Origin of the sequence: Pelomonas sp. V22, assembly GCF_030014915.1 — a bacterium.
Classification (GTDB): Bacteria; Pseudomonadota; Gammaproteobacteria; order Burkholderiales; family Burkholderiaceae_C; genus JAUASW01.
In genome coordinates this window covers 556,441-579,669 of record NZ_JAGIXS010000002.1, presented here as the reverse complement: position 1 = coordinate 579,669, position 23,229 = coordinate 556,441, and the positions used below count along the sequence as shown (strand labels likewise).

21 protein-coding genes are annotated in these 23,229 nt (G+C 68.2%); 4 read left to right on the top strand and 17 right to left on the bottom strand.

The window, feature by feature from the left end; translation table 11 throughout:
* Positions 1–6: 6 nt before the first annotated feature.
* Both J7U46_RS12025 and J7U46_RS12020 read right to left on the bottom strand, forming a co-directional pair.
* On the bottom strand, positions 7–2,253 hold the full coding sequence (locus J7U46_RS12025; RefSeq protein ID WP_282826058.1) for an EAL domain-containing protein: 2,247 nt from the start codon (positions 2,251–2,253) through the stop codon (positions 7–9).
* Entirely contained in the window at positions 2,250–4,682 is a 2,433-nt protein-coding gene (locus tag J7U46_RS12020) for a PAS domain-containing hybrid sensor histidine kinase/response regulator (RefSeq protein ID WP_282826056.1), read from the bottom strand. The genes J7U46_RS12025 and J7U46_RS12020 overlap by 4 nt, the downstream gene beginning before the upstream one ends.
* A 118-nt stretch (positions 4,683–4,800) precedes the next feature.
* Here J7U46_RS12020 and J7U46_RS12015 point away from each other — a divergent pair, with 118 nt between their 5' ends.
* The gene (locus J7U46_RS12015; protein WP_282826054.1) at positions 4,801–6,414 is read left to right on the top strand and encodes an ATP-binding protein; all 1,614 of its coding nucleotides are present in this window, start codon (positions 4,801–4,803) and stop codon (positions 6,412–6,414) included.
* Here the strand turns inward: J7U46_RS12015 and J7U46_RS12010 are convergent.
* From J7U46_RS12010 to flgB, 14 genes are all read right to left on the bottom strand, one after another.
* Positions 6,398–6,985: a response regulator gene (locus J7U46_RS12010; RefSeq protein WP_282826052.1), complete on the bottom strand. Its 588-nt coding sequence runs from the start codon at positions 6,983–6,985 to the stop codon at positions 6,398–6,400. The genes J7U46_RS12015 and J7U46_RS12010 overlap by 17 nt on opposite strands.
* Positions 6,986–7,010: 25 nt before the next feature.
* Positions 7,011–9,227 carry a PAS domain-containing protein gene (locus J7U46_RS12005; protein WP_282826050.1) on the bottom strand — a complete coding sequence of 739 codons (2,217 nt, stop codon included), beginning with the start codon at positions 9,225–9,227 and terminating at the stop codon, positions 7,011–7,013.
* Between the two features lie 12 nt (positions 9,228–9,239).
* Complete coding sequence (locus J7U46_RS12000) at positions 9,240–10,439, bottom strand: HDOD domain-containing protein (RefSeq protein WP_282826047.1); 1,200 nt, start codon at positions 10,437–10,439, stop codon at positions 9,240–9,242.
* Positions 10,440–10,523: 84 nt separating this feature from the next.
* Positions 10,524–11,732, bottom strand: coding sequence for a flagellar hook-associated protein FlgL (gene flgL, locus J7U46_RS11995; protein WP_282826046.1), 1,209 nt, complete (start codon positions 11,730–11,732; stop codon positions 10,524–10,526).
* A 13-nt stretch (positions 11,733–11,745) separates the two neighbouring features.
* Positions 11,746–13,743 carry a flagellar hook-associated protein FlgK gene (gene flgK / locus J7U46_RS11990; RefSeq protein ID WP_282826045.1) on the bottom strand — a complete coding sequence of 666 codons (1,998 nt, stop codon included), beginning with the start codon at positions 13,741–13,743 and terminating at the stop codon, positions 11,746–11,748.
* A 17-nt stretch (positions 13,744–13,760) separates the two neighbouring features.
* Entirely contained in the window at positions 13,761–14,633 is an 873-nt protein-coding gene (gene flgJ / locus J7U46_RS11985; protein WP_282826043.1) for a flagellar assembly peptidoglycan hydrolase FlgJ, read from the bottom strand.
* A 2-nt stretch (positions 14,634–14,635) separates the two neighbouring features.
* Positions 14,636–15,766: a flagellar basal body P-ring protein FlgI gene (locus J7U46_RS11980; RefSeq protein WP_282826041.1), complete on the bottom strand. Its 1,131-nt coding sequence runs from the start codon at positions 15,764–15,766 to the stop codon at positions 14,636–14,638.
* Positions 15,767–15,809: 43 nt separating this feature from the next.
* A complete protein-coding gene (locus J7U46_RS11975; RefSeq protein ID WP_282826039.1) occupies positions 15,810–16,484 on the bottom strand; it encodes a flagellar basal body L-ring protein FlgH in 675 nt (224 codons plus the stop codon).
* Positions 16,485–16,496: 12 nt separating this feature from the next.
* The gene (gene flgG, locus J7U46_RS11970) at positions 16,497–17,279 is read right to left on the bottom strand and encodes a flagellar basal-body rod protein FlgG (RefSeq protein ID WP_282826037.1); all 783 of its coding nucleotides are present in this window, start codon (positions 17,277–17,279) and stop codon (positions 16,497–16,499) included.
* Positions 17,280–17,291: 12 nt separating this feature from the next.
* Positions 17,292–18,020: a flagellar basal-body rod protein FlgF gene (gene flgF, locus J7U46_RS11965; protein ID WP_282826035.1), complete on the bottom strand. Its 729-nt coding sequence runs from the start codon at positions 18,018–18,020 to the stop codon at positions 17,292–17,294.
* Positions 18,021–18,046: 26 nt separating this feature from the next.
* A complete protein-coding gene (gene flgE, locus J7U46_RS11960) occupies positions 18,047–19,441 on the bottom strand; it encodes a flagellar hook protein FlgE (RefSeq protein WP_282826033.1) in 1,395 nt (464 codons plus the stop codon).
* Between the two features lie 49 nt (positions 19,442–19,490).
* Positions 19,491–20,129, bottom strand: coding sequence for a flagellar hook capping FlgD N-terminal domain-containing protein (locus tag J7U46_RS11955; protein WP_282826031.1), 639 nt, complete (start codon positions 20,127–20,129; stop codon positions 19,491–19,493).
* A 10-nt stretch (positions 20,130–20,139) separates the two neighbouring features.
* Positions 20,140–20,550, bottom strand: a complete 411-nt coding sequence (gene flgC / locus J7U46_RS11950) for a flagellar basal body rod protein FlgC (protein WP_282826029.1) — start codon at positions 20,548–20,550, stop codon at positions 20,140–20,142.
* Positions 20,551–20,563: 13 nt separating this feature from the next.
* Positions 20,564–20,965, bottom strand: a complete 402-nt coding sequence (gene flgB / locus J7U46_RS11945; RefSeq protein WP_282826028.1) for a flagellar basal body rod protein FlgB — start codon at positions 20,963–20,965, stop codon at positions 20,564–20,566.
* A gap of 146 nt (positions 20,966–21,111) precedes the next feature.
* On the opposite strand from flgB, the gene flgA reads away from it, so the two are divergent.
* The 3 genes from flgA to J7U46_RS11930 all read left to right on the top strand — a co-directional run bounded on the left by flgA (position 21,112) and on the right by J7U46_RS11930 (position 22,766).
* Positions 21,112–21,816 carry a flagellar basal body P-ring formation chaperone FlgA gene (gene flgA / locus J7U46_RS11940; RefSeq protein WP_282826026.1) on the top strand — a complete coding sequence of 235 codons (705 nt, stop codon included), beginning with the start codon at positions 21,112–21,114 and terminating at the stop codon, positions 21,814–21,816.
* Positions 21,817–21,960: 144 nt separating this feature from the next.
* A complete protein-coding gene (gene flgM / locus J7U46_RS11935) occupies positions 21,961–22,272 on the top strand; it encodes a flagellar biosynthesis anti-sigma factor FlgM (protein WP_282826024.1) in 312 nt (103 codons plus the stop codon).
* A gap of 89 nt (positions 22,273–22,361) precedes the next feature.
* Entirely contained in the window at positions 22,362–22,766 is a 405-nt protein-coding gene (locus J7U46_RS11930; RefSeq protein WP_282826022.1) for a hypothetical protein, read from the top strand.
* Between the two features lie 30 nt (positions 22,767–22,796).
* Here the strand turns inward: J7U46_RS11930 and J7U46_RS11925 are convergent, their stop codons facing one another.
* Entirely contained in the window at positions 22,797–23,228 is a 432-nt protein-coding gene (locus J7U46_RS11925) for a DUF1841 family protein (RefSeq protein WP_282826020.1), read from the bottom strand.
* Position 23,229 lies beyond the last annotated feature (1 nt).

Genomic DNA, 23,229 nt, shown 5'->3' with positions numbered 1-23,229 from the left:
CGGGTCCTAGCGCTGGCCCGCCGGGCGAGCCAGATCATTGACGGGGTCGGAGGCCGTACCTTCCAGGCTGGCCTGGCCGATCCAGGGCGCCTTGCGGGGCAGCACCGTGTTGGCCAGCCACAGCTCCAGCTCCTCCGGCGGCAGCGGCTTGCTGAACAGGAAACCCTGCATCAGCGAGCAGCCCAGGCGGTGCAGCACTTCCATCTGGCGCAGCGTCTCGACGCCTTCGGCGATCACGCGCAGGCCGAGTGAGCGGGCCAGCGCAATGATGGCCGTGACCACCGCCGAGCTCTGCGGCGTGATGCCGAGGTCGCGCACGAAGCTGCGGTCGATCTTCACTTCGGAGATCGGCAGCGTGGTCAGGTAGGCCAGCGAGGAGTAGCCGGTGCCGAAGTCGTCGATCGAGATTTCAACGCCGACCTCGTTCAGCCGGTGCAACGCCGGGATCACGTTCTGCAGGTCCTTCATCAGGCCCGTCTCGGTGATCTCGAGCTGGATGGCGCGGTGCGGCACGCCGTAGCTGCTGACGCATTGGTGGATGTGCTCCACCAGGTCGGAGCGCTCGAACAAACGGTTCGGCAGGTTGACGGCGATGGAGTCGGCAAAGCCGAAGTTCAGCTGCCAGACCTTGGCCTGGCGGGCCGCCTCGCGCAGCGCCCATTCCGAGAGCGGCACGATCAGGCCGCTTTCTTCGGCCAGCGGGATGAACTCGCCCGGCGGCACCAGCTTGTCGCCGCGCCTCCAGCGCATCAGCGCCTCGGCGCCGACCATGCGGGCCGAGCGCACGTCGACCTTGGGCTGGTAGTGCAGCACGATCTCGTCGCGCTCGATGGCCTTGTGCAGGGCCGACTCCAGCTCCAGCTTCTCGCGGCCACGGCCGGCCAACTGCGGCGTGTAGAGCGCCGAGGCATTGCGGCCCTGGTTCTTGACCGCGTACATGGCCACGTCGGAATTGCGCAGCAGGTCGGCCATGCTCATGCCGTCGCGCGGATAGATGGCGATGCCCACGCTGGCCGTGACAAAGCACTCCTGGCCGGCGATGAAGAAGGGCTCGCGCATGGCTTCGAGCACACGGTCGGCCACGCGCTCGGCATCGCGCTCGTCGATGATCTCGGGCAGCAGGGCCACGAACTCGTCGCCACCCAGGCGACCCACGGCCTCCAGCGAGCGGTGTGAGCGTGAGCCCACGGCCTCCAGCATGCCTTCCATGACCTGGTCGGAATGGCGCACGCAGCGGCGCAGGCGCCGGCCCACTTCCATCAGCAGTTCGTCGCCGGCCGCATGGCCGAGGGTGTCGTTGATGATCTTGAAGCGGTCCAGGTCGATCAGCAGCAGGCCCACCTCATGGCCGCTGCGGCGGGCCTGGTCGATGGCGCGCTCGGCACGCCAGATCAGCTGGTGGCGGTTGGGCAGGCCGGTGAGGGCATCGAAGTTGGCGAGCTGGCGGATCTTGTCTTCAGCGAGGCGGCGGTCGGTCACGTCCTGCAGCACGCCGGTGTAGCCGCTGGAATTGCCGTGCTCGTTGAACTCGGGCTCGGCCTCGATGTGGATGACGCGCTGGCGGCCGTCCAGCAAGGTGACGGGCAGGTCGGTCACCAGCACCGAGTTGTGGGCCAGCACGTCGCGCAAGAGGCGCAGGAACTGGGTGCGCTCGTCGGCCGGCACCATGCGCATCGCGCCTATGAAATCCAGCGACTCTGTCGGCCCCTTGCCGAACACGCGCAGCGCCTCGGCCGCCGGCATGAAGCCGCCGGAATCACGGTGCCATTCGAAGCTGCCCATGCGGGCCAGGTCTTGCGCGCGGGCTAGCCGTGCCTTGCTGCGCTCCAGCTCGATGCGGGTGCGCGAGCTGCGCAGCAAGTAGCGCAGGCGCCCGGCCAAGAGGCTCCACTGGTTGGACTTGACGAAGAAGTCGGTGGCGCCGACCTGGTAGGCGCGGTTGATCGAGGCCTCGTCGTCGAGGCCGGTCAGCATCAGCACGGGAATCGATTCGAAGCCGGGCAGCTCGCGCAGGCGCACGCAGGTTTCGAAGCCGTCGAGCTCGGGCATCAGCGCATCGAGCACGATCACGTCGGGGCACCACTCGGCCATCATGCGCAGCGCCTGCTCGCCGCCGCTCGCCTCGGTGATGTCGAAGCCGCGCTCGCGCAAGGCAATCGCCGTCAGCAGCAGATTGACCTCGTCATCGTCGACCAGCAGCACGCGTGGCTGCTCGGGCAGGTCGTTGTCGAGCTGGGAGCCCAGTGCAGTCATGAAGCAGTCGTCAGCAGTTGATCCAAGGCCGAACGCACGCCCTCGATCTCGGCAAGCATGGCGTCCAGCTGGCCTTCGAGGCCCTCGGTCTGGCCCGCACGGGCCAGCGCCTCTATTTCAGCACAGCGCTGGGCCAGCGCCAGCGCGCCGAGGCTGGCAGACGAACTTTTCAGCGTATGGGCCACATGGCGGATGCCCCCTAGATCAAGGCCCGCCGCGCGCGCCTGGGCCAGTTCGGGCAGCAGGCGCTCCAGCGATTTGACGTAGGCCTGGACCACGCGCTTGAGCAACTGGTTGTTGCCGCTGGGGTCGAGCTCGCGCAGCCGGGCCAGGGCCAGGGCGTCGAGCTGCACGGCCGTGCCGGCCTCGTTCGGTGGGGTGGGTGCTGTCGCCATGGCAGGTGGTACTGGTGGATCTCCCGGGACCGCCGGCAGGCGGCGTTTCAGCATGTCCAGCAACTGGTTGCGGCGCAGCGGCTTGGACAGGTAGTCGTCGAACCCATGTTGCAAGAGCCGGCGTTCATCCCCATCGAGCGCGTTGGCGGTCACCGCCACCACCGGCGTGCCCGGCGGCGTGCGGAAGGCAAAGCGCTCGTTCGGCCCCTTGCGGAACCAGCTCAAGGCCTCCATGCCATCCATGCCGGGCATGTGGATGTCCATCAGCACCAGGTCGTAACGCTCTTCACACAGGGCCTGCAGGCCGAGCAGCGCATCGGCGCGCACCTCGACCCGGTAGCCGAGCTGCAGCAGCATTTCGCGCAACACCTCCTGGTTGACCGCATTGTCCTCGACCACCAGGATGGCATGCGCCGGGGCATCCCCCAGCAGGCCGGGCCGGGTCGTGTGTTCCGTCACGTCTGCCTCGCTGTCGGCAGGCTGCAGTGGCAGGCTGAAGAAGAAGCGCGAGCCCTGGCCGGGCTGGCTGTCGGCACCGATCTCTCCGCCCATCAGGTCCACGAGCTGGCGCGCGGTGGCGAGGCCCATGCCGGCACCGCCATGCGGGCGTGACAGGCTGGAATCGCCCGGCGTGAAGGCCTTGAACAGCCGGGGCAGGGCCTCGGGATGGATGCCGTCGCCGCTGTCCAGCACCTCGAACAGCAGGCGCTGGACCGTGCCGCCCAGCAGGCTGATGGCCAGCACCACGCGGCCCTGGTGGGTGAACTTGATGGCGTTGTCCAGCAGGGCCTGCAGCACCTGCCGCAGGCGCTCGACATCGCCCTCCACGCGCTCGGGCAGCAGGGCGCTCAGGCGCAGCTCCAGCTGCAGGCCCTTGGCCTCGGCCTGAGGCAGGTGCGCGGCGTGCAGCCGCTCGGCGAGGGCGGTCAGCTCGTACTCCTCGTTGTCCAGGGCCAGTTGGCCGGCCGAGGCGCGGGCGAAATCCAGCACGTTGTCCAGCAGCTTGTTGAGGCCTTCGGCGCTGCGGTAGGCGGTCTCGGCGTAGTGGCGCTGCAGGCCATCGAGCCGCGTTCCGAGCAGCAGCTCGGTCATGCCGAGCATGCCGTTCATGGGCGTGCGCAGCTCGTGGCTCATCGTGGCCATGAAGGCGCTCTTGGTGCGGCTGGCGGCTTCGGCGGCATCGCGGGCGCGTTGCAGCTCGCGGTGGCGCTCATGCTCCTCGGTCACATCGGCGAGGATGGCGTAGACCATGGACTCGCCCTGGCCATGGGCCTGCAGCCGCGTGCGCAGCCGCACCCAGCGCAGGCCCTTGGCCGGATGCTGGACGCGCAGCACCAGGTCGCTGGGCTCGCCCTGGGCCTGGGCCAGCAGGCGGCGGTCGTAGAGCGCGCGGTCGTCCGGGTGGATGCGCTCGCGTATCAGCTGCGGGCCCTGGCGCAGGTCCAGGCTGTTGAGGCCCAGCGTGTCGAGCAGCAGCGGCGAGGCGAAGTGCAGACGGTCCCATTCCGGCGTGGTGACGAACAGGCATTCGCGCACCGCGTCGGTGACCTCGCGGAAGCGCGTGTCGCTCTCGCGCAGCGCACGCTCCAGCTGGCGCTTGGGGCCAAGGTCGGCCAGGGTCAGCATGCCCACCGGCTTGCGCAGGCCGCTCCAGGCCAGCACGCTGCGCTGCAGCTGCAGGCTGCGGCTGCCGGCCGGCGTGCTGAGGCTCAGCTCTTCGCGGGCGCTGCGCCGGCCATGGGCCAGGGCCAGCCAGCGGGCCGGCTGGCACAGGGCGGCCAGCGAGGGCTCGAGCAACTGGGCCACGGTGCGTCCCAGGGCCTGCGGCTTGCGCAGGCCCAGCAGGCGCTCGGCCTCGCGGTTCAGGTGCAGCAGGCGGGCCTGGGTGGTGTCGATCAGCAGCAGTCCGAGCGGCAACTGGTCGGCCAGCAGTTGCAGATCGGCCAGGCCCAGGCTGGCGGGCAGCTGTGGCAGGGCGTCGGAACTCTCGGGAGCGGTGGGCGCCGGAGGCTGCTGCGGGTCGGGCGCGGTCATGGGTAAGGCTGGGTTTCCTTGCGGGTGTGGTGCCAGTCTAGCGGGGCTGGTTGCTCCTCGGGTTATCGGCAGGGTCCCCGGGGCGTTGAGCCGGGTGGGCGCTCCTACAATGCCCGCGATGAACAGCCTCAGCGATGCCAGCGCCGCCCTGCGCCGCCCTCCGTGGTGGGCCGTTGGCCTGCTGCTGTCGCTGGCTGTGGTGGCTGCGCTCCTGTGGCTGGTGCTGGCCGAGCCGCATCAGGGTCAGGTCTTGCTGACGCTCTTGCTCAGCAGCGTGCTGGTCGTGCTGATGACGGCCGTGGGCTGGCATGTGGGCGTGCGCCTGACCCGTCAGCGCTATGGCGAGGCGCTGCGCGAGGCGCGGGTCCATGCCCAGGCCCTTGTGCACCTGCAACCCGACTGGCAATGGCAAACCGACGCCCAGCACCACCTGGTGCGCTGGCAGGCGCCGCTGGGCGCACCGGCCTCTTCATGGATAGGCGCGGCCGCCACGCAGGCGCTGTGGGAACGCTTCGAGCTTCCCGGCCACGACGAAGCCAGGGCGGGCGCCGCCAGCCTGCGCCAGCGCCTGGACGAGCAGGCGCCCTTCACCGAGCTGGAGGTGGCCGGCCAGATCGACGGCAGTGCGGCCGCGCAGTTCTCGGGCCGCTGGCTCCTGCGCGCCCAGGTCTGCCTCGATGCCAGCGGGCGCTTCAGCGGCTACCTTGGCACGGCTCGGCAACTGCCGGCCGCCCAGCCGAGCCGGCTCGACTGGCTGCGTGCCCTGCCGGGCCCGGCCCTGCTGATCGAGACCAACGAATCCCCCAAGCTGATTGACCTCAACCCGGCCGCCGCTGAATGGCTGGGCCAACGTGAAGCCGCCTTGCGCGGCAGTGCCTGGAGCGAGGCCCAGCGCGGCCTCGATGCGGCGCTGCGCGAGGGCCTGCAGGCGAGCGAAGGCCAGGCGGGCGACTGGATGTTTGGCTGGCGTCCGCTGAGTCCCGGGCTCCGGCTCCTGAGCCTGTGGCCGCTGCCGGCCGGCACCGAGGTGGGCCAGGCGGCGCTGCAGGCGGCCGAAGCGGCGCGGGCCGACCACGAGGCCTTCAGCTACACCGTTTCGCACGACCTGCGCGCGCCGCTGCGCGTGGTCGAGGGCTTCAGCCGCATCTTGAAGGAAGACTACGGCCGCGTGCTGGACCGCATCGGCACCGACCACCTGGACCGCGTGATGGGCGCCGCCGCCCGCATGAACAGCATGATCGACTCGCTGCTGTCCCTGAGCGCGCTGTCCCACCAGCCGCTGTCGCGCCAGCCGGTCAATCTTTCGCAACTCGCGGCCTTCGTCTGCGAAGACCTGCGCCGCGGCGCGCCGGAGCGCGAGGTGGAGCTGCTGATCGCGCCCGAACTCGCCACCCATGGCGACCCGACGCTGCTCCGCATGGTGCTCGAGAACCTGCTCGGCAACGCCTGGAAGTACAGCGGCAAGTGCGAGCGGGCCGAGATCCGCTTTGAGTCGCTGGTCGACCAGGGCCAGCGCGTGTTCGTCGTGGCCGACAACGGCGCCGGCTTCGACATGCGCTTTGCCGACCGCCTGTTCGGCGTGTTCCAGCGCCTGCACAGCGCCAGCGATTTCCAGGGCACAGGCGTGGGCCTGGCGTCGGTGCGGCGCATCGTGCGCCGCCATGGCGGTGAGATCTGGGCCGAGTCCGAAGTGGGGCGCGGTGCGCGCTTCTACTTCACGCTGGCCGACTAGCCGCCAGGAGCTCCACGGCTTCGACCAGGCGCTGGGCCTGATCGGCCAACGCCCGCTTCTCGCCATCGGCCAGGGCCTGCAGCTGGGCCAGCGATTCCTGACGCGACAGCGAGTAGCGGTGCATCAGCACGCCCTGGGCCATGGCCACAAGGGCTGCGTCATGGGCGGGGCAGGTGGCCGATGGCGGCGACACCGAGCCCTGCTTGATGTTGGCAAAGGCCGCCTCGACGGCGGGCACGATCTGGTGGATGTCCAGCGGCTTGACCAGGTAGGCGACGGCGCCGAGCTGCTTGACCTGGGCCAGCGTGGCCTCGTCGGCAAAGGCCGACAGGAACATGAAGGGCGTCTGCAGGGACTGGCGCAGGTACTCGGCCACGTCGAAGCCCGACATTCCTTCCATGCGGATGTCCAGCAAAGCCAGCTCGGGCTTGTGCTCGCGGGCCAGCAGAATGGCGTCGTCGCCGTTGTCGGCATCGATCACCTGGTAGCCGGCTTGCGAGAGGCCATGGACCAGCGTGGCCAGCACCAGCCGGTCGTCGTCCACCACCAGAATCTTGCCCTTGCTTGTCAACGTCTGTGCTCCTATCGCGCGGCGATCATAGCGGCAGCAAAAAGCTGAGGCCCGGGGGGCGCAGCTCGACGCGGCAGACCACTTCACCGCCTTGTTGGACGAGGCTCAGCGTGGCGCTACGGCGCGGCAGCAGGGCCCGCACGAGGCCAAGGCCCGACACGCCACCGCGCACCGCGCCGAGGTCGAAACCCAGCGGCAGCTCGCCCGTGTTGCGAATCTCGACCAGCACCTGGTCGGCCTCGCAGACCAGGGTGCAATGCACGTCGTCGCCGGGCCCGTGCTTGACCGCGTTGGTCAGCAACTCGTTGAGCGACAGCGCAATCGGTATCGACTCTGCCTCGGGCAGCGACCACTGATGGGCCTGCTCGGCCTGCGGCCCGGCCACGGCCAGGTGGATGACGCGGCCAAAAATGCGCTGCACCGAGCCAGTGATGGCGTCCATCACGCGGCGCAGCCGCAAAGGGCCGGTGCTGCCAACCTGCAGGCCATAGACCTGGGCGATGGCTTGGACCTGGCCCACGGCCTCGTTGATCACGCCGGCCACCTCGGGGCGGCGCGCGGCGATCTGCTGCAAGAGGCCGGCCACGCCCTGCAGGTTGTTCTTGATGCGGTGGTGGACCTCGCGCACCAGCAACTCGCGCTGGGCGATGGCGGCCTCGAGTCGCGCGGCCTCGGCGGCGCGGTGCGTGGTCACGTCGCTGATGACGGCAATCGTCTCGGGCTCGCTGGTCTCATGGCCGAGGGCCGAGCGCACGCGACGCAGGCTCAGGCTCAGCCAGCGCTGCATCTCGCCGGCCAGCGGCAGCTCGGGCGGGAGCTCGAGCTCCACGACCTCGCGCGCATCCAGCGAGGGCAGGGCGGCCATCACCTCGCGGCCCAGCGCCGGCAACGTGGCGAACAGCTCGGCCAGCGGCGTGCCGGCCGTGGCGGCGCGCGGCTGCAGGCTCAGCATCTGGGCGAAGCCCGGGTTGCAGCGCACCAGGCGCTCGCCACGCAGATAGGCCATGCCCAGGCCCGAGCTGTCCATGATGGTGGTCAGCTCGCGCAGCAACTGCTCATTGCGATCCTGGGCCAGGTGGCGGGCGGTCACGTCCAGCGTCACCACCGACAGCGTGCGCTGGCCCGAACCGAGGGCGCCGGGCTCGACCCGGGTCAGCAGCCAGCGCCGGCCCAGCTCCGGATGCTGGACGGCGTACTCGACTTCGATGCGCTCGCCCGTCTTCAACGCTTGCTGCAGCCGCTCGAACTCGGGCAGGGACTCGGGCTCGACGATGTCTCGGCCCACGCCCTGCAGGCCAGCCAGCGGATCGCTGCTGCCCGCCGAGGCGCTTGGCTTGGTGCTGGTGCGCGGGCGCAGCCAGCCGGCGTCCTGCTGGAAGGTGGCGAGGCCCACGCCGGCCGTGTCCATCAGCGCGTCGAGCTGCTGGTGGGCCAGGTCGCGGTCCTGCTCGGCCGTGCGGTCGAGCAGCACGGCCATGTAGCGCTGGCTGGTGCCGGCCTGGCGCTGCACCTGGGCCTGCAACCAGCGCGTGCGGCCGGTGGGGTCCACGAGGCTGGCCTGCGTCTGCATGGCCTGCATGCCTTGCAGCGCCGGCAGCATGCGGCCGCGCTGCCAGCCGAGCAGGGCCTGCAGGGCAGCAGGCAGCTCCTGCAGGCTGGAGGGTGAGCCCGGCAGCAGGGCGGCGAACGGCGCATTGCAACGCAGCAGCAGGCCGCCGGCATCGAACAGCAACATGGGCTGGGGGCTCAGGGCCAGCCATTGGTTGATCTCGTCAAAGGCCCGCTCGGCCGGGGCGCGCCCGGCTGCCGGGGCGGGCTCGGCGGCGGCCGGCGGCGTGGGCTTGGTCGCGGTCTTCCTGCCGCGACGGGCCGTTCGTGCGGCTTCGGGCTGGGCCTGAAGCAGCCAGCGCGCCGGCTCACCGTCCTGCGGCTCCAGCGCGGCCAGGCTGACATGGGCGCAGCCGCCGCCCTGCATTTGCACCGAGGGCGCAGCCGGCAGCCGGCGGCCATCGGCATGGGCCTGGACAGCGAGCCGCAGCCAGTCCAGCAGCTTGGTGCCGGTGGCCGTCAAAAGGCCATGCAGCTCGCCGCCGATCTGCAGTGCCAGCTGCTGCTGCGCGGCGGGATTGGCGGCTCGCACCTGCAGGTTCGAGTCGAGCAGCAGCATGGGCTCGGCGGCCATGTCGATCAGGCCGCGCAGGGCGGCCGGGTCTTGCGGAAGCAGGGGCAGTTGCGAGGGCATCGGTGCCCGGGTTCACTCGAGCTGGGCGGCCTTGGCCAGGGCGCGCATCACGCCGTCGTTGATCTCCTGAGCACCCAGCATCAGCTGGTCGGCGGCGCTGCGGAAATCGAACGCCGATTCATGCTCGATGGCATGCACCAGCTCCAGGTAGGGCTGGTAGGGGCCGCTTTCGTCCACCAGGGCCTGGCGCACGCGCTCGGGCATGGGGATGGCTTCGAGCAGCTTGGCGAAGGGCTGCTTGAGCATGTGGTCCAGGCAGGAGAACAGGCCGCAGATGAACATCTCATCGCGCATGTCGGCCTCGTCCATGCCCTTGGCCAGCTCTTCCATGATGAGGCCGCGGCGCAGCGCACCGAACATGATGGGCCGCATGCTGTGGTCCTTGCTGGCCGTGGCGAGCAGGAGGGCCAGCCAGCGCTTCAAGCGCGCATAGCCGAGCAGCATGATGGCGTGCTTGAAGGAGCTGACCTCGACCGGCAGGCCGAAGGCGGCGGAGTTCATGTAGCGCAAGAGCTTGAAGGCCAGCGTCGGATCGCGCTGCAGCGTGCGCTCGAGCTTGTCGCTGTCCTCGCCCTGGTCGAGCTGGGCCATCAGCTGCACGATGACCTGCAGATCGCTCTGCATCTCGATCTTGGCCGGCGCGCCGGGCACAGGCTCGTAGGCGCCCTGCATGGGCCAGCCCAGCACGGCCGTGGCATTGCGCTTGAAGGCTTCCTCGATATCGGCGCTGCTGCGCACGCCCGACACCAGCTTGGGAAGACCCGGCCAAGGCGGCGTGCCGTCGCCGCCGCGCTCTTCATCGAGGTCCAGCAACGAGTGGCCGAAACAGGCCTGCAGCTCGGGCGCCAGCGGCTGCAGCGGCCGACCTTTGAGCACCAGCTTGGCACCGCGTGCGCGCACGCCGGCCAGGGCTTCGGCATGCTGGGCATCGGTGGCCATGAAGGCCGGCAGTTCGATCAGGAGGTTCTTGGGTGCCGGGGTCTGCAGCAGCGCCGCCAGCAGGCTTTCGCTCACCGCGTTGAGCACCACGGTCTTGCCGCCCTCGGGCCAGGCCACGGCCAGCGCGGCAATCAGTTCGGCGGCGTCGAGGCGAGCGTCGGGGCGCAGGGGGAACACCGTCAGCCGGGTCGCCACGACCTGGTGCTGCTTGTCGATCATCGGGGCATAGCCCAGTGCGACCGACCCCCAGATTGCGAAACTGCTGCTGCTCATCAAAGCTCTCAGGTAAACAAGGCTGTGGACGAGTTTACTTGAGCACTTCGCGTATGGAGGCCCTCCGAGGGCGGCAGATGCAACTCAGCGTATGTAGTCGAACAGCGACATGCGCTGCACGGTGGCATAGGTCTTGAGTGCGGCGTCGTAGCCGCTTTGCTGGTTCTGGAAATCCGAGATGCCGGCAATCATGTCCAGGTCCTCGGCCGAGGAACGCTCGGATTGGTTGTATTCCTTCAGCGCGGCCATGCGACCCTCGGTGCCGTCCAGGTTGTTCAGCTGCTCGCCGACCTGGCTGCGCACGTTCTGCATGTTGCTGATCAGCGAGTCCAGGTCGCGCAGGCGGCCGGAGTTGCTCTGCGTGATCTCGATATTGCTGCGCGAGCCGGTGAACAGCTCGCTGATCGCGCGGTCCAGCACGTCGAAGAGCTTCAGGTCGCTGGTCGAGGGCTTGATCGCGAACTGGTCGCCGTCGACCACCGCTCCCGACAGCGACACGGCGATGCCGTCGAAGGTGATGCTCTGGCCCGCCAGGTAGGCGCCGCTGGCCACGCTGGAGCCCAGGGTCACGTCGACCACGTTGTAGGTCGCGCTCGGGTCGTCGCCGGTGATCTGCACCTGGTACTCGTGGCCAGTCAGCTGGGTGGCATCGGTCACGCGGCCGGAATCGATCCAGCCCTTGGGTGCTGCACCCGTCGTGGCATTGGGCAGCGGGTCGGTCTCGAAGGTGCCGTTGCCGGTGCGTGCCTGCTCCCAGGTGCGGCGGCCGTCTACCGTGAGCGGGAAATTGTCGAAGTTGCCGGTCTGTACCGAGCCGGGCGTGCCATTGAAGCGCACGCCGCCCGCCTGGTCGACGAACGGCGGGCTGGCCGAGCCCTGGCCGGAGAACAGGTAGCCGCCCGAGCCATCGGGCCGGTTGGCGATGCCGAGCAACTGCGAGCGCAGGCCCTTGAGCTTGTTGGCGAGGCCCTGGCGCTCGGCATCGGTGTAGCTGAAGTTGCCGGCGGCCAGCATGGTTTCGCGGGCCTGCTGCAAGAGCTCGGTGGCGTCCCCCAGCGCTGCTTCGCTGAGCGTCATGCCATTGCGGCTGGCTTCGAGGGCCCGCTGGTTGGCGTCCACGCGGCCGATGGCGGCCATCGCGCGCTCGGCCCGGGCAGCGCCGGTGGGGTCGTCGCTGGCCAGCAGCACGCGCTTGCCCGAGGTCAGTTTCTGTTGCGCGATGGCCATGCTCTCCTGCCTTTGCTGCAGGTTGGCAATGCTCGCGTCGAACATGTTGGCGGTGCTGACTCTCATGTTCTATTCCTCTTCAGCCGCCGAGCTTCAGCAGCTCATCAAAGATGGTCTGTGCCGTCTGCAGCACCTTGGCGGCCGCCTGGTAGCCCTGCTGGTACTGCATCAGGCGGGCGGCCTCTTCATCGATGTTGACGCCGGCCTGGCCGGCACGCGTGGCCTCGGCGCTGCTGGCCACGCTGGTCGAGACATTGCTCAGGTAGGTGGCGCCCTGCACGCGCGAGGCGATATCGGTCATCGCCGTGGCATAGGCGTCCGACGGGGTGCTGCCGGCGCGCACGCTGCCATCGGGCTGGGGCGTGCGGCCGATGAAGGTTTCGGTCTGGATGTTCAGGAAGGCCTTGGCATTGGCGTTGTTGCTGCCCGGAAACTGGGTGATGCCGGTGGTGATCACGTCGTTCTCGCGCGGCACGCCGTTCAGACGCAGCTCGAAGCCGAGGTCGATGCCGGCAGCGGGTTCGTTGCCGATCTTGGAGCCGGGCCGCCACTTGCCGGGCAGCACCGAACCATCGGCCATGGTGATCGTGTAGTTGACGCTGGCGTCCGCGGGATCGACAGCGCCGAACAGCACCGTCATCGGCTGCTGGGTGGCGTCGTACTTGTTGTTGACGACATAGAGCGATTCGACCGTGGCCGTGCCGGTGTTGTCGACATTGGTCACCGCCGTGATCGGTGCGGCGGCTGCGATACCGTTGGTGCTGTCCAGCGCGCGCTTGATGGTCACGGCGGCCTGGGCCAGCGGCTCGACCAGGAAGCTGTCTTCGGCAGTCATCGGTGCGCCGCTGGCCGTCACCTTGAAGCCATACTGGGTCTCGATCTCGGTGGCACTCAGCGCCACGCTGACGCCGCCGGGGCGGGTCGTCATGATGTACTGGTCAGGCACGCCGCTGGGGTCGGCCTTGAACACATAGCTCTCGGGGCGCAGCCGGCTGGCGTCAGTGACCTGCACGCTCAGCATGGACTGGAAGGTGCCGTCCGGGTTGCGCGCATTGGTGGAGGCAGGCAGGGTCACCGGATCGGCGTAGCTGAAGATCGGGGAGCCCGAGCCGGGCGGCGTCGATGAATCGAGGCCCAGCGCCTGCTGGTCGTTGACGCGCTTGGCAAAGCCCACGGCCAACTGACCGACCAGGTTGCGGGCGTCCTGCAGGTCCTGGTTCTGGTAGCGCAGCAGCGCAGTGATGGAGCCGCCGGTCAGCACGCTTTCGTCGAGCTTGCGGCTGCCGTTGGACTCGGTGATGCTCAGCTGTACCCGCGTGCCGTCATAGGTGTCGGGCGAGAGGCCCAGCTGTTGGGCGATCGATCCGAGCACCAGGCGCTGACCGCCGCCGATGAACACGCCCATCGTGCCGTCTTCCGAAGGCAGGGTGCTGACCTGCACATACTCGCTCAGCTTGGAGATGAGCTGGTCGCGCTGGTCCAGCAGGTCGTTGGAGGTGTGGCCGGTGCCTGTGGTGCGGGCGATCTGGTCATTGGCCGCAGCAATCTGCTTGGCCAGCTGGTTGACCACGTTGATGTTGGCGCGCAGGTCGCTGACGATGCCGGACTGCAGGTCGGCCAACTGCTGGCCGGTGCTGCTGTAGCGCGCAGCCAGCTCCTGGGCGCGGCCCAGCACGACCTGGCGAGCCGAGGGGTCGCTCGGGCGGCTTGCCACGTCCACCATGGCGTTCAGGAACTGGTTGGCGGCCGCGCCCAGGCCCTGGTCACCCGGCGGGAACAGCTTCTCCAGCTGCTGCAGGTTGGACAGCCGGGTCGAGTCCATGAAGGCCTGCGACTTGGCGGCGGCGGCGTCCTTGGTCAGGAAGGCGTTGTAGGAGCGGGTGACGGTTTCGACGTTGACGCCCTTGCCGAAGAAGCCCGAGCCGGTGAACTGGCCTTCCGGCGTGGTCAGCGTGACCTGCTGGCGCGAATAGCCCGGCGTGTTGGCATTCGCGATGTTCTGGCCGATGGTGGTCAGCGCCGCCTGGTTGGCGAACATGGCCCGCATGCCCAGGGACAAGAGCGCGGAGGTTCCCATCGCTTAGCCCTTTCTCTTCAGGCCAGGGCGCGCTGCACGCGCACCGTGGTGTTGATCACCCGAGCCAGCTTGCTGGCGTACTCGGGGTCGGTCGCATAGCCAGCCTTTTGCAGGCCCTGCGCAAAGCGCTCGGCGCCACCGTTGCCGGCCGCCGGATTGGCGCTGGCCTGCTGGGACTGGGCCACGACCTGAGCATAGCGCTGGTTGCTGCCGAGCAGCTGCCCATAGTCCTTGAACGCGGCCTCGTAGCTGTCGTAGGCGCGGAACTTTGCCACGACCTTTTGCGCCTTGCCGTCCACGTATTCGGTGGTCTGCACGTCCACTGTCTTGCCGGTCCAGTTGGCGCCGGCCTTGATGCCGAAGACATTGAAGGAATTCGTGCCGTCCTTGGCCACGATTTCGCGCTTGCCCCAGCCGGATTCGTGCGCGGCCTGGGCCAGCATGAAGCTGGCCGGAATGCCGGTGGCGCTTGATGCGGCCTTGGCGGCGCTGTCGTGCTTCTGGATGAACTGCTGCACGTGGGGCGCGATGTTCTTCTTCGAGAGCGAGGGCAGCGCGGCGGGTTTTGCGGTCTCGGCCTTGTCAGGCGTGATGCCCATCTGGCGCTGCAACTGCTTGGTGATGGCGTCCGACAAGCCGCCGGGCAGGCCGGTCATCTTGCTGGCGAACTGCGTGTCCAGCATCTCGGTGCCGAGTTGCGTGGCCGAGTTCTCCATCAGGCCCGAAGACAGGGTGGAGGCGCGCATGCTCTTCATCACCTCCTGCATGAAGAGCGCCTCGAACTGCTTGGCCGCCTCGCGCACCGACGCCTTGGGATCGCGCGCGGCCGCAGCGCGCAGCGCCTCGATCGAGCGGTTGTCGGTGTTGGTGCTGAGCGGGGAGGCAGCCATGATCAGATCACCTCGAGTTCGGCGTTGAGCGCGCCGGCACTCTTGATCGCCTGCAGGATGGCGAGCAGATCCTGCGGGGTGGCGCCGAGGGCGTTCAAGGCCTTCACGACATCGTTCAGCTTGGTGCCGGCCGGCAGCTGGATCAGCGCGCCGGGCTCCTGCTTGATCGCGATGTCGGTCTTCTCGGCCACCGTGGTCTGGCCGCTGGACAGCGGGCCCGGCTGGCTGATGATGGGTGTGGAGCTGATGGTCACCGACAGGCTGCCATGGGCCACGGCGCAGGGCGAGAGCTGCACGGCCTGGTTCATGGCGACCGAGCCGGTGCGGGCATTGATGATGACCTTGGCGGCCGGGATGGCCAGCTCCAACGGCAGGTTCTCGACGTCGGCCAGGAAGCCGACGCGGGCATTGGCGTCCATGGGCACCTTGACGCGCACCACGCGGCCATCGACCGCCTGGGCCACGCCGTCGCCCTTGGCGCGGTTGATCGCCTGGGCCACGGTGCGGGCGGTGGCGTAGTCGGCCGCGTTCAGGTCGAGCTGGATGGTGTCGCCGCTTTGCAAGGCGGTCTGCACCGCGCGTTCGACCAGAGCACCGCTCGGGATGCGGCCGGCGCTCAGGTGGTTGATCTGGACCTTGGAGCCGCCGGCCGACGCGCCAGCGCCGCCGACGATCAGGTTGCCCTGGGCAATCGCATAGACCTGGCCATCGGCACCGCGCAGCGGCGTGGTCACGAGCGTGCCGCCGCGCAGGCTCTTGGCATTGCCGATGGAGGAGACGTTGATGTCCAGCTGCTGGCCGGGCTGGGCGAACGGCGGCAGGCTGGCCGTCACCATCACGGCCGCGATGTTGCGGGGCTGCATCTGCACGCCCTGGGGCAGGATGACGCCGAACTGCTGCAGCATGGCGTTCAGGCTCTGGCCGGTGAACGGGGCCTGCGTGGTCTGGTCGCCGGTGCCGTCGAGGCCCACGATCAGGCCGTAGCCGACCAGCGGGTTGCTGCGCACGCCTTGCACGGCGGCGACTTCCTTGATGCGGGTGGCCGAGGCCTGCAGCGGCCAGCCGAGCAGGCTGACGAGCAGTGCCAGGCAGGCGGTCAGGAATCGGCGGGAGGTGGAGGCGGGGGCTTGCATGGCGGCAGCAGGTGAGGGTCCTGTCTGCCGATTCTGCAAAAACTTAAGTCGGCCAAAGATTCAAGAAGAACCTGGATAGCCAGCCTATTCCGTGGGCATCCGCCGTGGCGCCGCGGCCGCGCTGCTCGATGCGCACATTGGCGATGGAAGCGGAGGGCACGGTATTGCCCTGGGCGATGGCCCGTGGGTCGACCTGGCCGGAGAAGCGCAGCACGTCGACGTTGTGGTTCACGCCGATCTGCTTCTCGCCGGTGATCATCAGATGGCCGTTCGGCAGCACGGCCGTGACCACGGCCGTGATGGTGCCGCTGAACTCGTTGTTGTTCTGGTTCGCGCCCTTGCCGGTGGACTTGTTCGACGAGGTGGCGCCGGCCGAGGCACGGCCGAAGGAGTTGGACGCGATACCCGGCAGGGCGGTGACGCCGGCCGACAGCGCGCCGTCCTTGCTCAGCTCGCTGGTGGAGCTCTGGCTGGCCGAGACCTTCTCGACGATCTGCACGATCAGCGTGTCGCCGACCAGGCGGGCGCGGTGGTCCTCGAACAGCGGCCGGTAGTTGCCGGCCTGGTAGATCGAGCCGTTGTTGGCGCCGGCCGGTGGCAGGTTGGGCATGGCCACGACCGGCGCGTTCTGCATCTCCACATGGGGCTGGGGATAGAGCGCGCCGCAGGCGCTCAGCAGTGGTGCCGTGGCGGCAATCAGCAGCAGGCGGAACTTCATGGCGACGCTCCTTCAGATCTGGGCGAGCTTCTGCAGCATCTGGTCCGAGGTCTGCACGGCCTTGGAATTGAGCTCGTAGGCGCGCTGGGTCTGGATCATCTGCACCAGTTCCTCGACCACGTTGACGTTCGAGGTTTCGACGAAGCCCTGCTGCAGCGCGCCGATGCCGTTGGCATTGGGTGCGCCGGCGTTGGGCGTGCCGGAAGAGGCGGTCTCAGAGAACAGGTTCTGCCCGCGCGGCTCCAGGCCTGCCGGATTGATGAAGGTGGCGAGCTGGATCTGGCCCACCGTTTGCGGCGTGGCCTGGCCTGGCACCGTCACGCTGACCGTGCCGTCCTGACCGATCGAGAGGCTCAGCGCATTGGCCGGGATGGTGATGCCGGGCAGCACGGTGTTGCCATTGCTGGTGACGATCTGGCCATTGGCATCGAGCTGGAAGGCGCCGTCGCGGGTATAGGCCGTCGTGCCATCGGGCATCTGGATCTGGAAGAAGCCATTGCCCTTGACCGCCAGGTCCAGGTTGTTGCTGGTCTGCTGCAGGTTGCCCTGGCTGAAGTTGCGCGAAGTGGCGACAGGCCGCACGCCGAGGCCGACTTGCAGGCCGGTGGGCAGCTGCGTCTGCTCGGTGCTGTTCGCGCCACTCTGGCGCAGGTTCTGGTAGATCAGGTCCTCGAACACCGCGTGCGAACGCTTGAAGCCGTTGGTGGCGACGTTGGCGAGGTTGTGCGAGATGGTGTCCAGCTGGGTCTGCTGGGCCTCCATGCCGGTCTTGGCAATCCAGAGCGAGCGAATCATGGCGGGCTTTCGTTAAGTGCTGCTGCCGAGCAGCTTGGCCGACTGCTGGCCTTGGGTCTGGGCGATCTGCAGGAGCTTCATCTGCTGCTCGAACTGGCGCGAGGCCGAGATCATGGCGACCATGGTTTCGACCGGGCTGACGTTGGAGCCTTCCAGTGCGCCGTCCTGCAGCCGGGCGGCGGGGTCGGCCGGCAGGTCGCCGTCGGCAGCCCGAAAGAGCCCGTCGGTGCCGCGGGTCAGCGGGCCTTCGGAGGTGACCAGCTTCAGGCGGCCGATGGCCGTCGGTCGGCCGGTCGGGCCCTTGGCCGAGACCGTGCCGTCGCTGCCTATGGTCAGCTCGCTGTTCGGCGGCACGCTGATCGGACCACCGTCGCCCATCACCTGCAAGCCGTTGCGCTGCACCAGCAGGCCTTCGGAGTTCACGTCCAGCGCGCCGGCGCGGGTGTAGGCCTCGGTGCCATCCAGTGCCTGGACGGCGAGCCAGGCCTTGTCTTTCATGGCCACGTCGAGATTGCGGCCGGTGGGCGTGATGGCGCCGGGATCGGGGTTGTAGCCAATCGTCGTCTCGAGCGCATAGGCGCGGGTGCTGGCGCCATCGCCACGCACCGGCACGGCGCGGAAGGCGGCGAGCTCGGCGCGGAAGCCATTGGTCGAGACATTGGCCAGGTTGTTGGCCAGCACATCCTGGCGCTGCATCGAGGCCTTGGCCCCGGCCATCGACAGGTAAATCATGCGGTCCATGGCAATGCCTCTCTGCTAGTTCAGGCTCAGCGAAGGTTCACGAGTGTCTGCAGCACCGAGTCCAGCGTCTTGATCGACTGGGCATTGGCCTGGTAGACGCGCTGGGCCGTGACCATGTTGACCAGCTCGGCCGTGAGGTCGATGTTGGACTCTTCCAGCGCGCCGGGCTGCAGCACGCCGAGGTTGCCGTCGCCGGGCACGCCGACCACCGGCTCGCCCGAGGTGTTGGTGCGCGCCCAGACGTTGCCGCCTTGCGGTTGCAGCCCCTGGTTGTTGCGGAACGAGGCCAGTTCGACCTGGCCGGCCGGCTTGGATTCGCCGTTGGAATAGCGGGCCGTGACGATGCCGTTCTTCTCGACCACGATGCCGGTCAGCTGGCCCGGGGCATAGCCGTTCTGCGTCAGGTCGGTGACGCCGAAGCTGGCGCCGTTCTCGGTGGCGCCGGTGATGTCGAACTCCACGCCGGTCAGCGTCGGGCTCGGGGCCAGCGGGTCGTCATAGGGGATGGGCAGGGTGGCAGCGCCGGCGGCATTGGTGCCGGCCGGGATGCGCAGGTCCAGCTTGATGCCCGGGCCCGGCACGACCGGCACGCCGCCGGTCGGCGCGAACTTGATCTGCGTGTACGGCGTGGTCGGATTGCCGTTGGTATCCAGCGCAATGGCGGCGCCGGCCGAGTCCAGCTGAACCGGCGTGCCATTGGCCGTGATGTAGAGGTTCCAGACGTCGTAGCCGGTGCCCGCCTCGGGGTTGTTGGCCTTCTGGAAGTACATGGTCACCGCCACCGGCTGGCCCTTGGCGTCATAGGCCGTCATCGAGGTGGCGTTGTTGTAGCTGCTCGGGTCGTTCAGCGTGATGCCGAGGGTGTCGACCTTGGAGGTGGGATCGGCCGGGTCCGACAGCACATAGGGCGCCGTGGCCTTGGCCCGCGAGTCCAGGTTGAACTCCATCGAGATGTTCGAGGTCGGCTTGGGCTCGATGCCTTTGGTCGGCAGCGACAGCGGCTGCGCGAGGCCCGGCTGGATCTTGCCGTTGCCGTCGGCCGGATAGCCGAGCAGCTTCAGGTTGCCGTTGTTGACGATGTTGCCTTCGCGGTCGACCTTGAACTGGCCGTTGCGGCTGTAGACCGTGGGGCTCTTGCCGTCGCTCAGCTGGAAGAAGCCGCCGCCGTTGATGGCCAGGTCCATCGAGCTTTCGGTGATGGTGATATTGCCCTGCGTGAACTGCTGGGCCACGGCCGCCAGCTGCGTGCCGATACCGATGTTGCTGGCGCCGCCGCCGCTCAAGGAGGCGGCATAGAGGTCGGCGAACTCCACGCGCGAGGACTTGGCGCCAAAGGTGTTGGCATTGGCGATGTTGTTGCCGATCACCTCGAGGTTCTTGCTCGAGGCGTTCAGTCCGGAGAGACCTTGCTGGAAGCCCATGGTGTGTGGTCCTTGCTGGAGGGAGGGGGGAGGCGCGTGTTCCGATCGATCAGTCGATCGTCACGAGCTTGCTGTAGTCCACGCTGCCGAGGTTGGCCAGCTCCAGCGTCGCCTTGGAGCCGCTGATGTTGATGGCCTCGACCTTGTCGCGCGAGTAGGTGGTGCTGGCGACCACGGCGCTGCCGCTGGTGGCCGTGATGCGGAAGTTCAGGCTGGCGTTGCCACCGGCCTTGGACATCGGCCATTCGAAGGTCTGCAGGCCCTTGCTCTGCGCGCCGAGTTCCACGGTGTCGATCACAGCACCGGCCGGGCTCAGCACCTCGAGCTTGACGCGGTCAGCCGCGCCGTCGAGCTGGTAGGCGCCGGTGGCTTGCTCGGTACCGAACTGCAGGCGGTTGCCGGCGATGGTCACGTCGTGGCCGATCAGCGAGGCGCTTTGCAGCGCCTGCGTCTGGGCGAACTGGCTGGACAGGTTCTTGATGCTGGTGTCCAGCGTGCTGATGCCCGACACCGTCTGGATCTGCGCCATCTGGCTCGTCACCTGGGCGTTGTCCATCGGGTTCATCGGGTCCTGGTTCTGCATCTGCGCAACCAGCAGCTTCAGGAAGCGGTCCTGCGTGTCCTGGGCGTTCTTGCTGGCAGCGGCGGTGCCGTTGCCAGTGGTGTTGACGACAGAGCCGACGTCCATGGCTTACTCCTCAGCTCTGGCCGAGCTGCAAGGTCTTGAGCAGCAGGTTCTTGGCCGTGCTCATGACTTCGATGTTGTTCTGGTAGGAACGCGAGGCCGAGATCATGTTGACCATCTCTTCCACCGTGTTCACGTTGCTGTAGGTCACATAGCCCTCGGCGTCGGCTTGCGGATGCTTGGGGTCGTGCACGCGGCGGCCGGGCGTCTGGTCCTCGGTGATGTTGGCCACCTTGACGCCGGCGGCACCGGGGTCGTTGTTCAGAAGCAGGGTCTGGAACACCGTCTGGCGTGCCTTGTAGGCCTGGCCATCGGGGCCGGCCACGGTGTCGGCATTGGCCAGGTTGCTGGCCACGGTGTTGAGCCGCTGGCTTTGCGCGCTGACCGCGCTGCCGGAGACGCTGAAGATCTGGAACATCGACATGGCCGTCTCCTAATCAGGATGCGTTGTGCGACTTCATCGCGTCCAGCGCGGTGCGCACGCTGCCGTTGATGAAGCGCAGCGTGGCTTCGTACTTCACCGAGTTGTCGGCGAAATTGGCGCGCTCGCGGTCCATGTCCACCGTGTTGCTGTCCAGGTTGGTCTGGGCCGGCAGCGAGTACTGCTGCTGCAGCTCGTGGCGGGCGCTGAACAGCGGCTTGAACGGGGCCGCAGAGCCACCGGTGGTCTGCTGGGCGGCCGTGGCCTCCTTCAGCGCGCGAGCGAAATCGAAGTCCCGGGCCTGGTAGCCGGGCGTGTCGGCATTGGCGATGTTGCTGGCCAGCAGGCGCTGGCGCTCCGACCGCAAGGCCAGGGCCTCGGTCTGGAAATTCAGCATGTCGGTCAGTCGGTTCAGCATGGCAGGCCCCATCGGGTTTGCTCGCGCCGCACTGGCGCTTGGTCAGATTGTGTTGGGCCGACTCCAAAACTTGAGGCGGAAAAGAGCTTGGATTGCTGCGCATTTCCCGTCCTGTGGGCAGGCGGCGGCGATCTAAAGTCCGGGCCATGTTTCAAAATGCCTTGCTCCGTCTGGCCTGCGCGCTGCTGCTGATCGCAGCGGCGCCCGCCATGGCTGAGCCGGGCTTGGATGCCGCCTTGCTCAAGCGGCTGCAGCAGCTGGCCGAGACGGCAGCCCGTGCCGCCGCGCCGCCGCAGGCGAGGGTGGAGGTGCAGCTCGGGCAGCTGAATCCCAGCCTCAAGCTGGCGCCGTGCGAGCAGGTCGAGCCTTATATGCCCAATGGCCATTCGGCCTGGGGCCGCAGCCGCATCGGCCTGCGTTGCCTCAAGGGCGCGCGCTGGAATGTCAGCCTGCCCATGCAGGTGCAGGTGTTCGCCAAGGTGCTCGTCACGAGCACGCCGCTGCCGGCGGGCACCGTCATCGCTCAAGATCAACTGCAGACGGCCGAAGTTGATATCGCAGCCCCGGGGGGCGCAGTGTTCACCGATGCCGCTCAACTGGCGGGTCGTACGCTGGCCAAGCCTCTGGCCGCCGGTGAGGCGCCGCGCAGCACCTACCTGAAGTCCCGCCAGTGGTTTGCTGCCGGTGAGACTGTGAAGGTGGTGGCCCTGGGCAGCGGCTACGCCGTCAGCGGCGAAGGCCAGGCGCTGCAGGCCGGCACCGAAGGCCAGGAGGTGCGTGTTCGCTTTGAGAACGGCCGCATCGTCACGGGTCGGCCGGTTGGTGAACGCCGGGTAGAGGTGTTGTTGTGATGCGATGCCAAGCAGCCGGGGCCGGTGAAATCCTGCCCATTTCCCCCCTTGTTCCGCGCCGAAAGGCCTCAAGTCCTGTCAGAGTCTGTCGATACAGCGTTGAACCGACGTGCTCGAGCCGCGGCCCGAGCCATGGAGATGACTATGAAAATCGCTAACAGCCCTGACAGCAAGCTGCCCCAGACTGGGGTGGAGAAGGCCGTGGAAGCCCCGCGTCCGGCCAAGGCAGACGCCAGCAAGAAGACGCCCGAGGCCAGCGCCAAGGTCGAGTTGTCCAACGCCGCGTCGGCCCTCAGCTCCGGGGAAGTCGACGACGGCAGCTTCGACGCCGCCAAGGTCCAGCGCATCTCGCAAGCCATTGCCGAGGGCAAGTTCACGATCAACGCCCGGGCGATTGCCGACAAGCTGATCTCGAACGCGGAAGAACTGGTCAGCCGCAACCAGGCTTCGCACTGAACTCGCGCTGAGTGCAAGACGCAGCCCTGGCGCCCACCCAACCGCAACAGTTTTCCAAGACGACAGACATGGAACAGGCCGGAACCGCAATGCAGCAAGCCATGCCCGCCGCCGGCCTGGTGCCCGCCCTGCCGGTGGTGGAGCTGGAAGGCCCGCTGGTCGAGGTCGAGGCCTGCCTGAGTGCCCTCGGTGAGGCCTTGCTTCGCCGCGATGGCGCCGCCGTCGAGCAACATGCCGGCCGCCTACAGCAGGTGCTGCAAGCCGCCATCGCCAGCTTTGGCGAAGCTGCCCGTGCCGGTGGCGTGCCACCGCAGCTGCGCAACCGCCTGGTCACCGCCGGTGGCCGCGTGGCCGCCCAGCGCGAAACCCTGGCCCGGGCCACAGCGGCGCTGGACCGCGCGATGGATGTGCTGATGCCGGCCGAGCCGACCGGCCTCTACGGCGCCAGCGGCAAGGCCGAGCGCCGCGCTTGGGGCGGTAGTTTCCAGGCCTGAGCCTTCTCAGGTTCCGCAGACCAAGCCACCTTATGAGGTGGCTTTCTTACGTACGCAGTCCAGGTATTGATGCCCGTCCGGCGGCAGGCCGCTACGCTGCGAGGCCCAGATCATCTCGCCGAGGCAGTCCATGGCCGCATGCTGGGCCTCGTGCAGGGAGTTGCGCCGGGCCGCCAGCAGTTCGACCGCCTGGCGGATGCCGGTGGGCTGGTCGATGGAGACCTGCTCGGTGATGGTCAGGTGCATCGACAGGTGCAGGAAGGGGTTGGTCTTGCCTTCCTCCACCGTGTAGACGGTGTTGACGGCCAGTTCCTCGTCGGCCAGCAGGTCGAAATACTCGGGATGCTCCTCGATCCAGCGGGCAGCCAGGGCTTCCATGGGGATCAGGGGCTGCTTGTCGCGCAGCTTGCGGTAGGTGGCGCAGAAGAAGCGGCGCACCTCGATTTGGGAGGGGGCGAACATG

Coding starts and splice junctions, on each gene's coding strand:
- J7U46_RS12025 (WP_282826058.1), bottom strand. CDS start 2,253: ATGACTGCACTGGGCTCCCAGCTCGACAACGACCTGCCCGAGCAGCCA.
- J7U46_RS12020 (WP_282826056.1), bottom strand. CDS start 4,682: ATGACCGCGCCCGACCCGCAGCAGCCTCCGGCGCCCACCGCTCCCGAG.
- J7U46_RS12015 (WP_282826054.1), top strand. CDS start 4,801: ATGAACAGCCTCAGCGATGCCAGCGCCGCCCTGCGCCGCCCTCCGTGG.
- J7U46_RS12005 (WP_282826050.1), bottom strand. CDS start 9,227: ATGCCCTCGCAACTGCCCCTGCTTCCGCAAGACCCGGCCGCCCTGCGC.
- J7U46_RS12000 (WP_282826047.1), bottom strand. CDS start 10,439: ATGAGCAGCAGCAGTTTCGCAATCTGGGGGTCGGTCGCACTGGGCTAT.
- flgL (WP_282826046.1), bottom strand. CDS start 11,732: ATGAGAGTCAGCACCGCCAACATGTTCGACGCGAGCATTGCCAACCTG.
- flgK (WP_282826045.1), bottom strand. CDS start 13,743: ATGGGAACCTCCGCGCTCTTGTCCCTGGGCATGCGGGCCATGTTCGCC.
- flgJ (WP_282826043.1), bottom strand. CDS start 14,633: ATGGCTGCCTCCCCGCTCAGCACCAACACCGACAACCGCTCGATCGAG.
- J7U46_RS11980 (WP_282826041.1), bottom strand. CDS start 15,766: ATGCAAGCCCCCGCCTCCACCTCCCGCCGATTCCTGACCGCCTGCCTG.
- J7U46_RS11975 (WP_282826039.1), bottom strand. CDS start 16,484: ATGAAGTTCCGCCTGCTGCTGATTGCCGCCACGGCACCACTGCTGAGC.
- flgG (WP_282826037.1), bottom strand. CDS start 17,279: ATGATTCGCTCGCTCTGGATTGCCAAGACCGGCATGGAGGCCCAGCAG.
- flgF (WP_282826035.1), bottom strand. CDS start 18,020: ATGGACCGCATGATTTACCTGTCGATGGCCGGGGCCAAGGCCTCGATG.
- flgE (WP_282826033.1), bottom strand. CDS start 19,441: ATGGGCTTCCAGCAAGGTCTCTCCGGACTGAACGCCTCGAGCAAGAAC.
- J7U46_RS11955 (WP_282826031.1), bottom strand. CDS start 20,129: ATGGACGTCGGCTCTGTCGTCAACACCACTGGCAACGGCACCGCCGCT.
- flgC (WP_282826029.1), bottom strand. CDS start 20,550: ATGTCGATGTTCCAGATCTTCAGCGTCTCCGGCAGCGCGGTCAGCGCG.
- flgB (WP_282826028.1), bottom strand. CDS start 20,965: ATGCTGAACCGACTGACCGACATGCTGAATTTCCAGACCGAGGCCCTG.
- flgA (WP_282826026.1), top strand. CDS start 21,112: ATGTTTCAAAATGCCTTGCTCCGTCTGGCCTGCGCGCTGCTGCTGATC.
- flgM (WP_282826024.1), top strand. CDS start 21,961: ATGAAAATCGCTAACAGCCCTGACAGCAAGCTGCCCCAGACTGGGGTG.
- J7U46_RS11930 (WP_282826022.1), top strand. CDS start 22,362: ATGCAGCAAGCCATGCCCGCCGCCGGCCTGGTGCCCGCCCTGCCGGTG.
- J7U46_RS11925 (WP_282826020.1), bottom strand. CDS start 23,228: ATGTTCGCCCCCTCCCAAATCGAGGTGCGCCGCTTCTTCTGCGCCACC.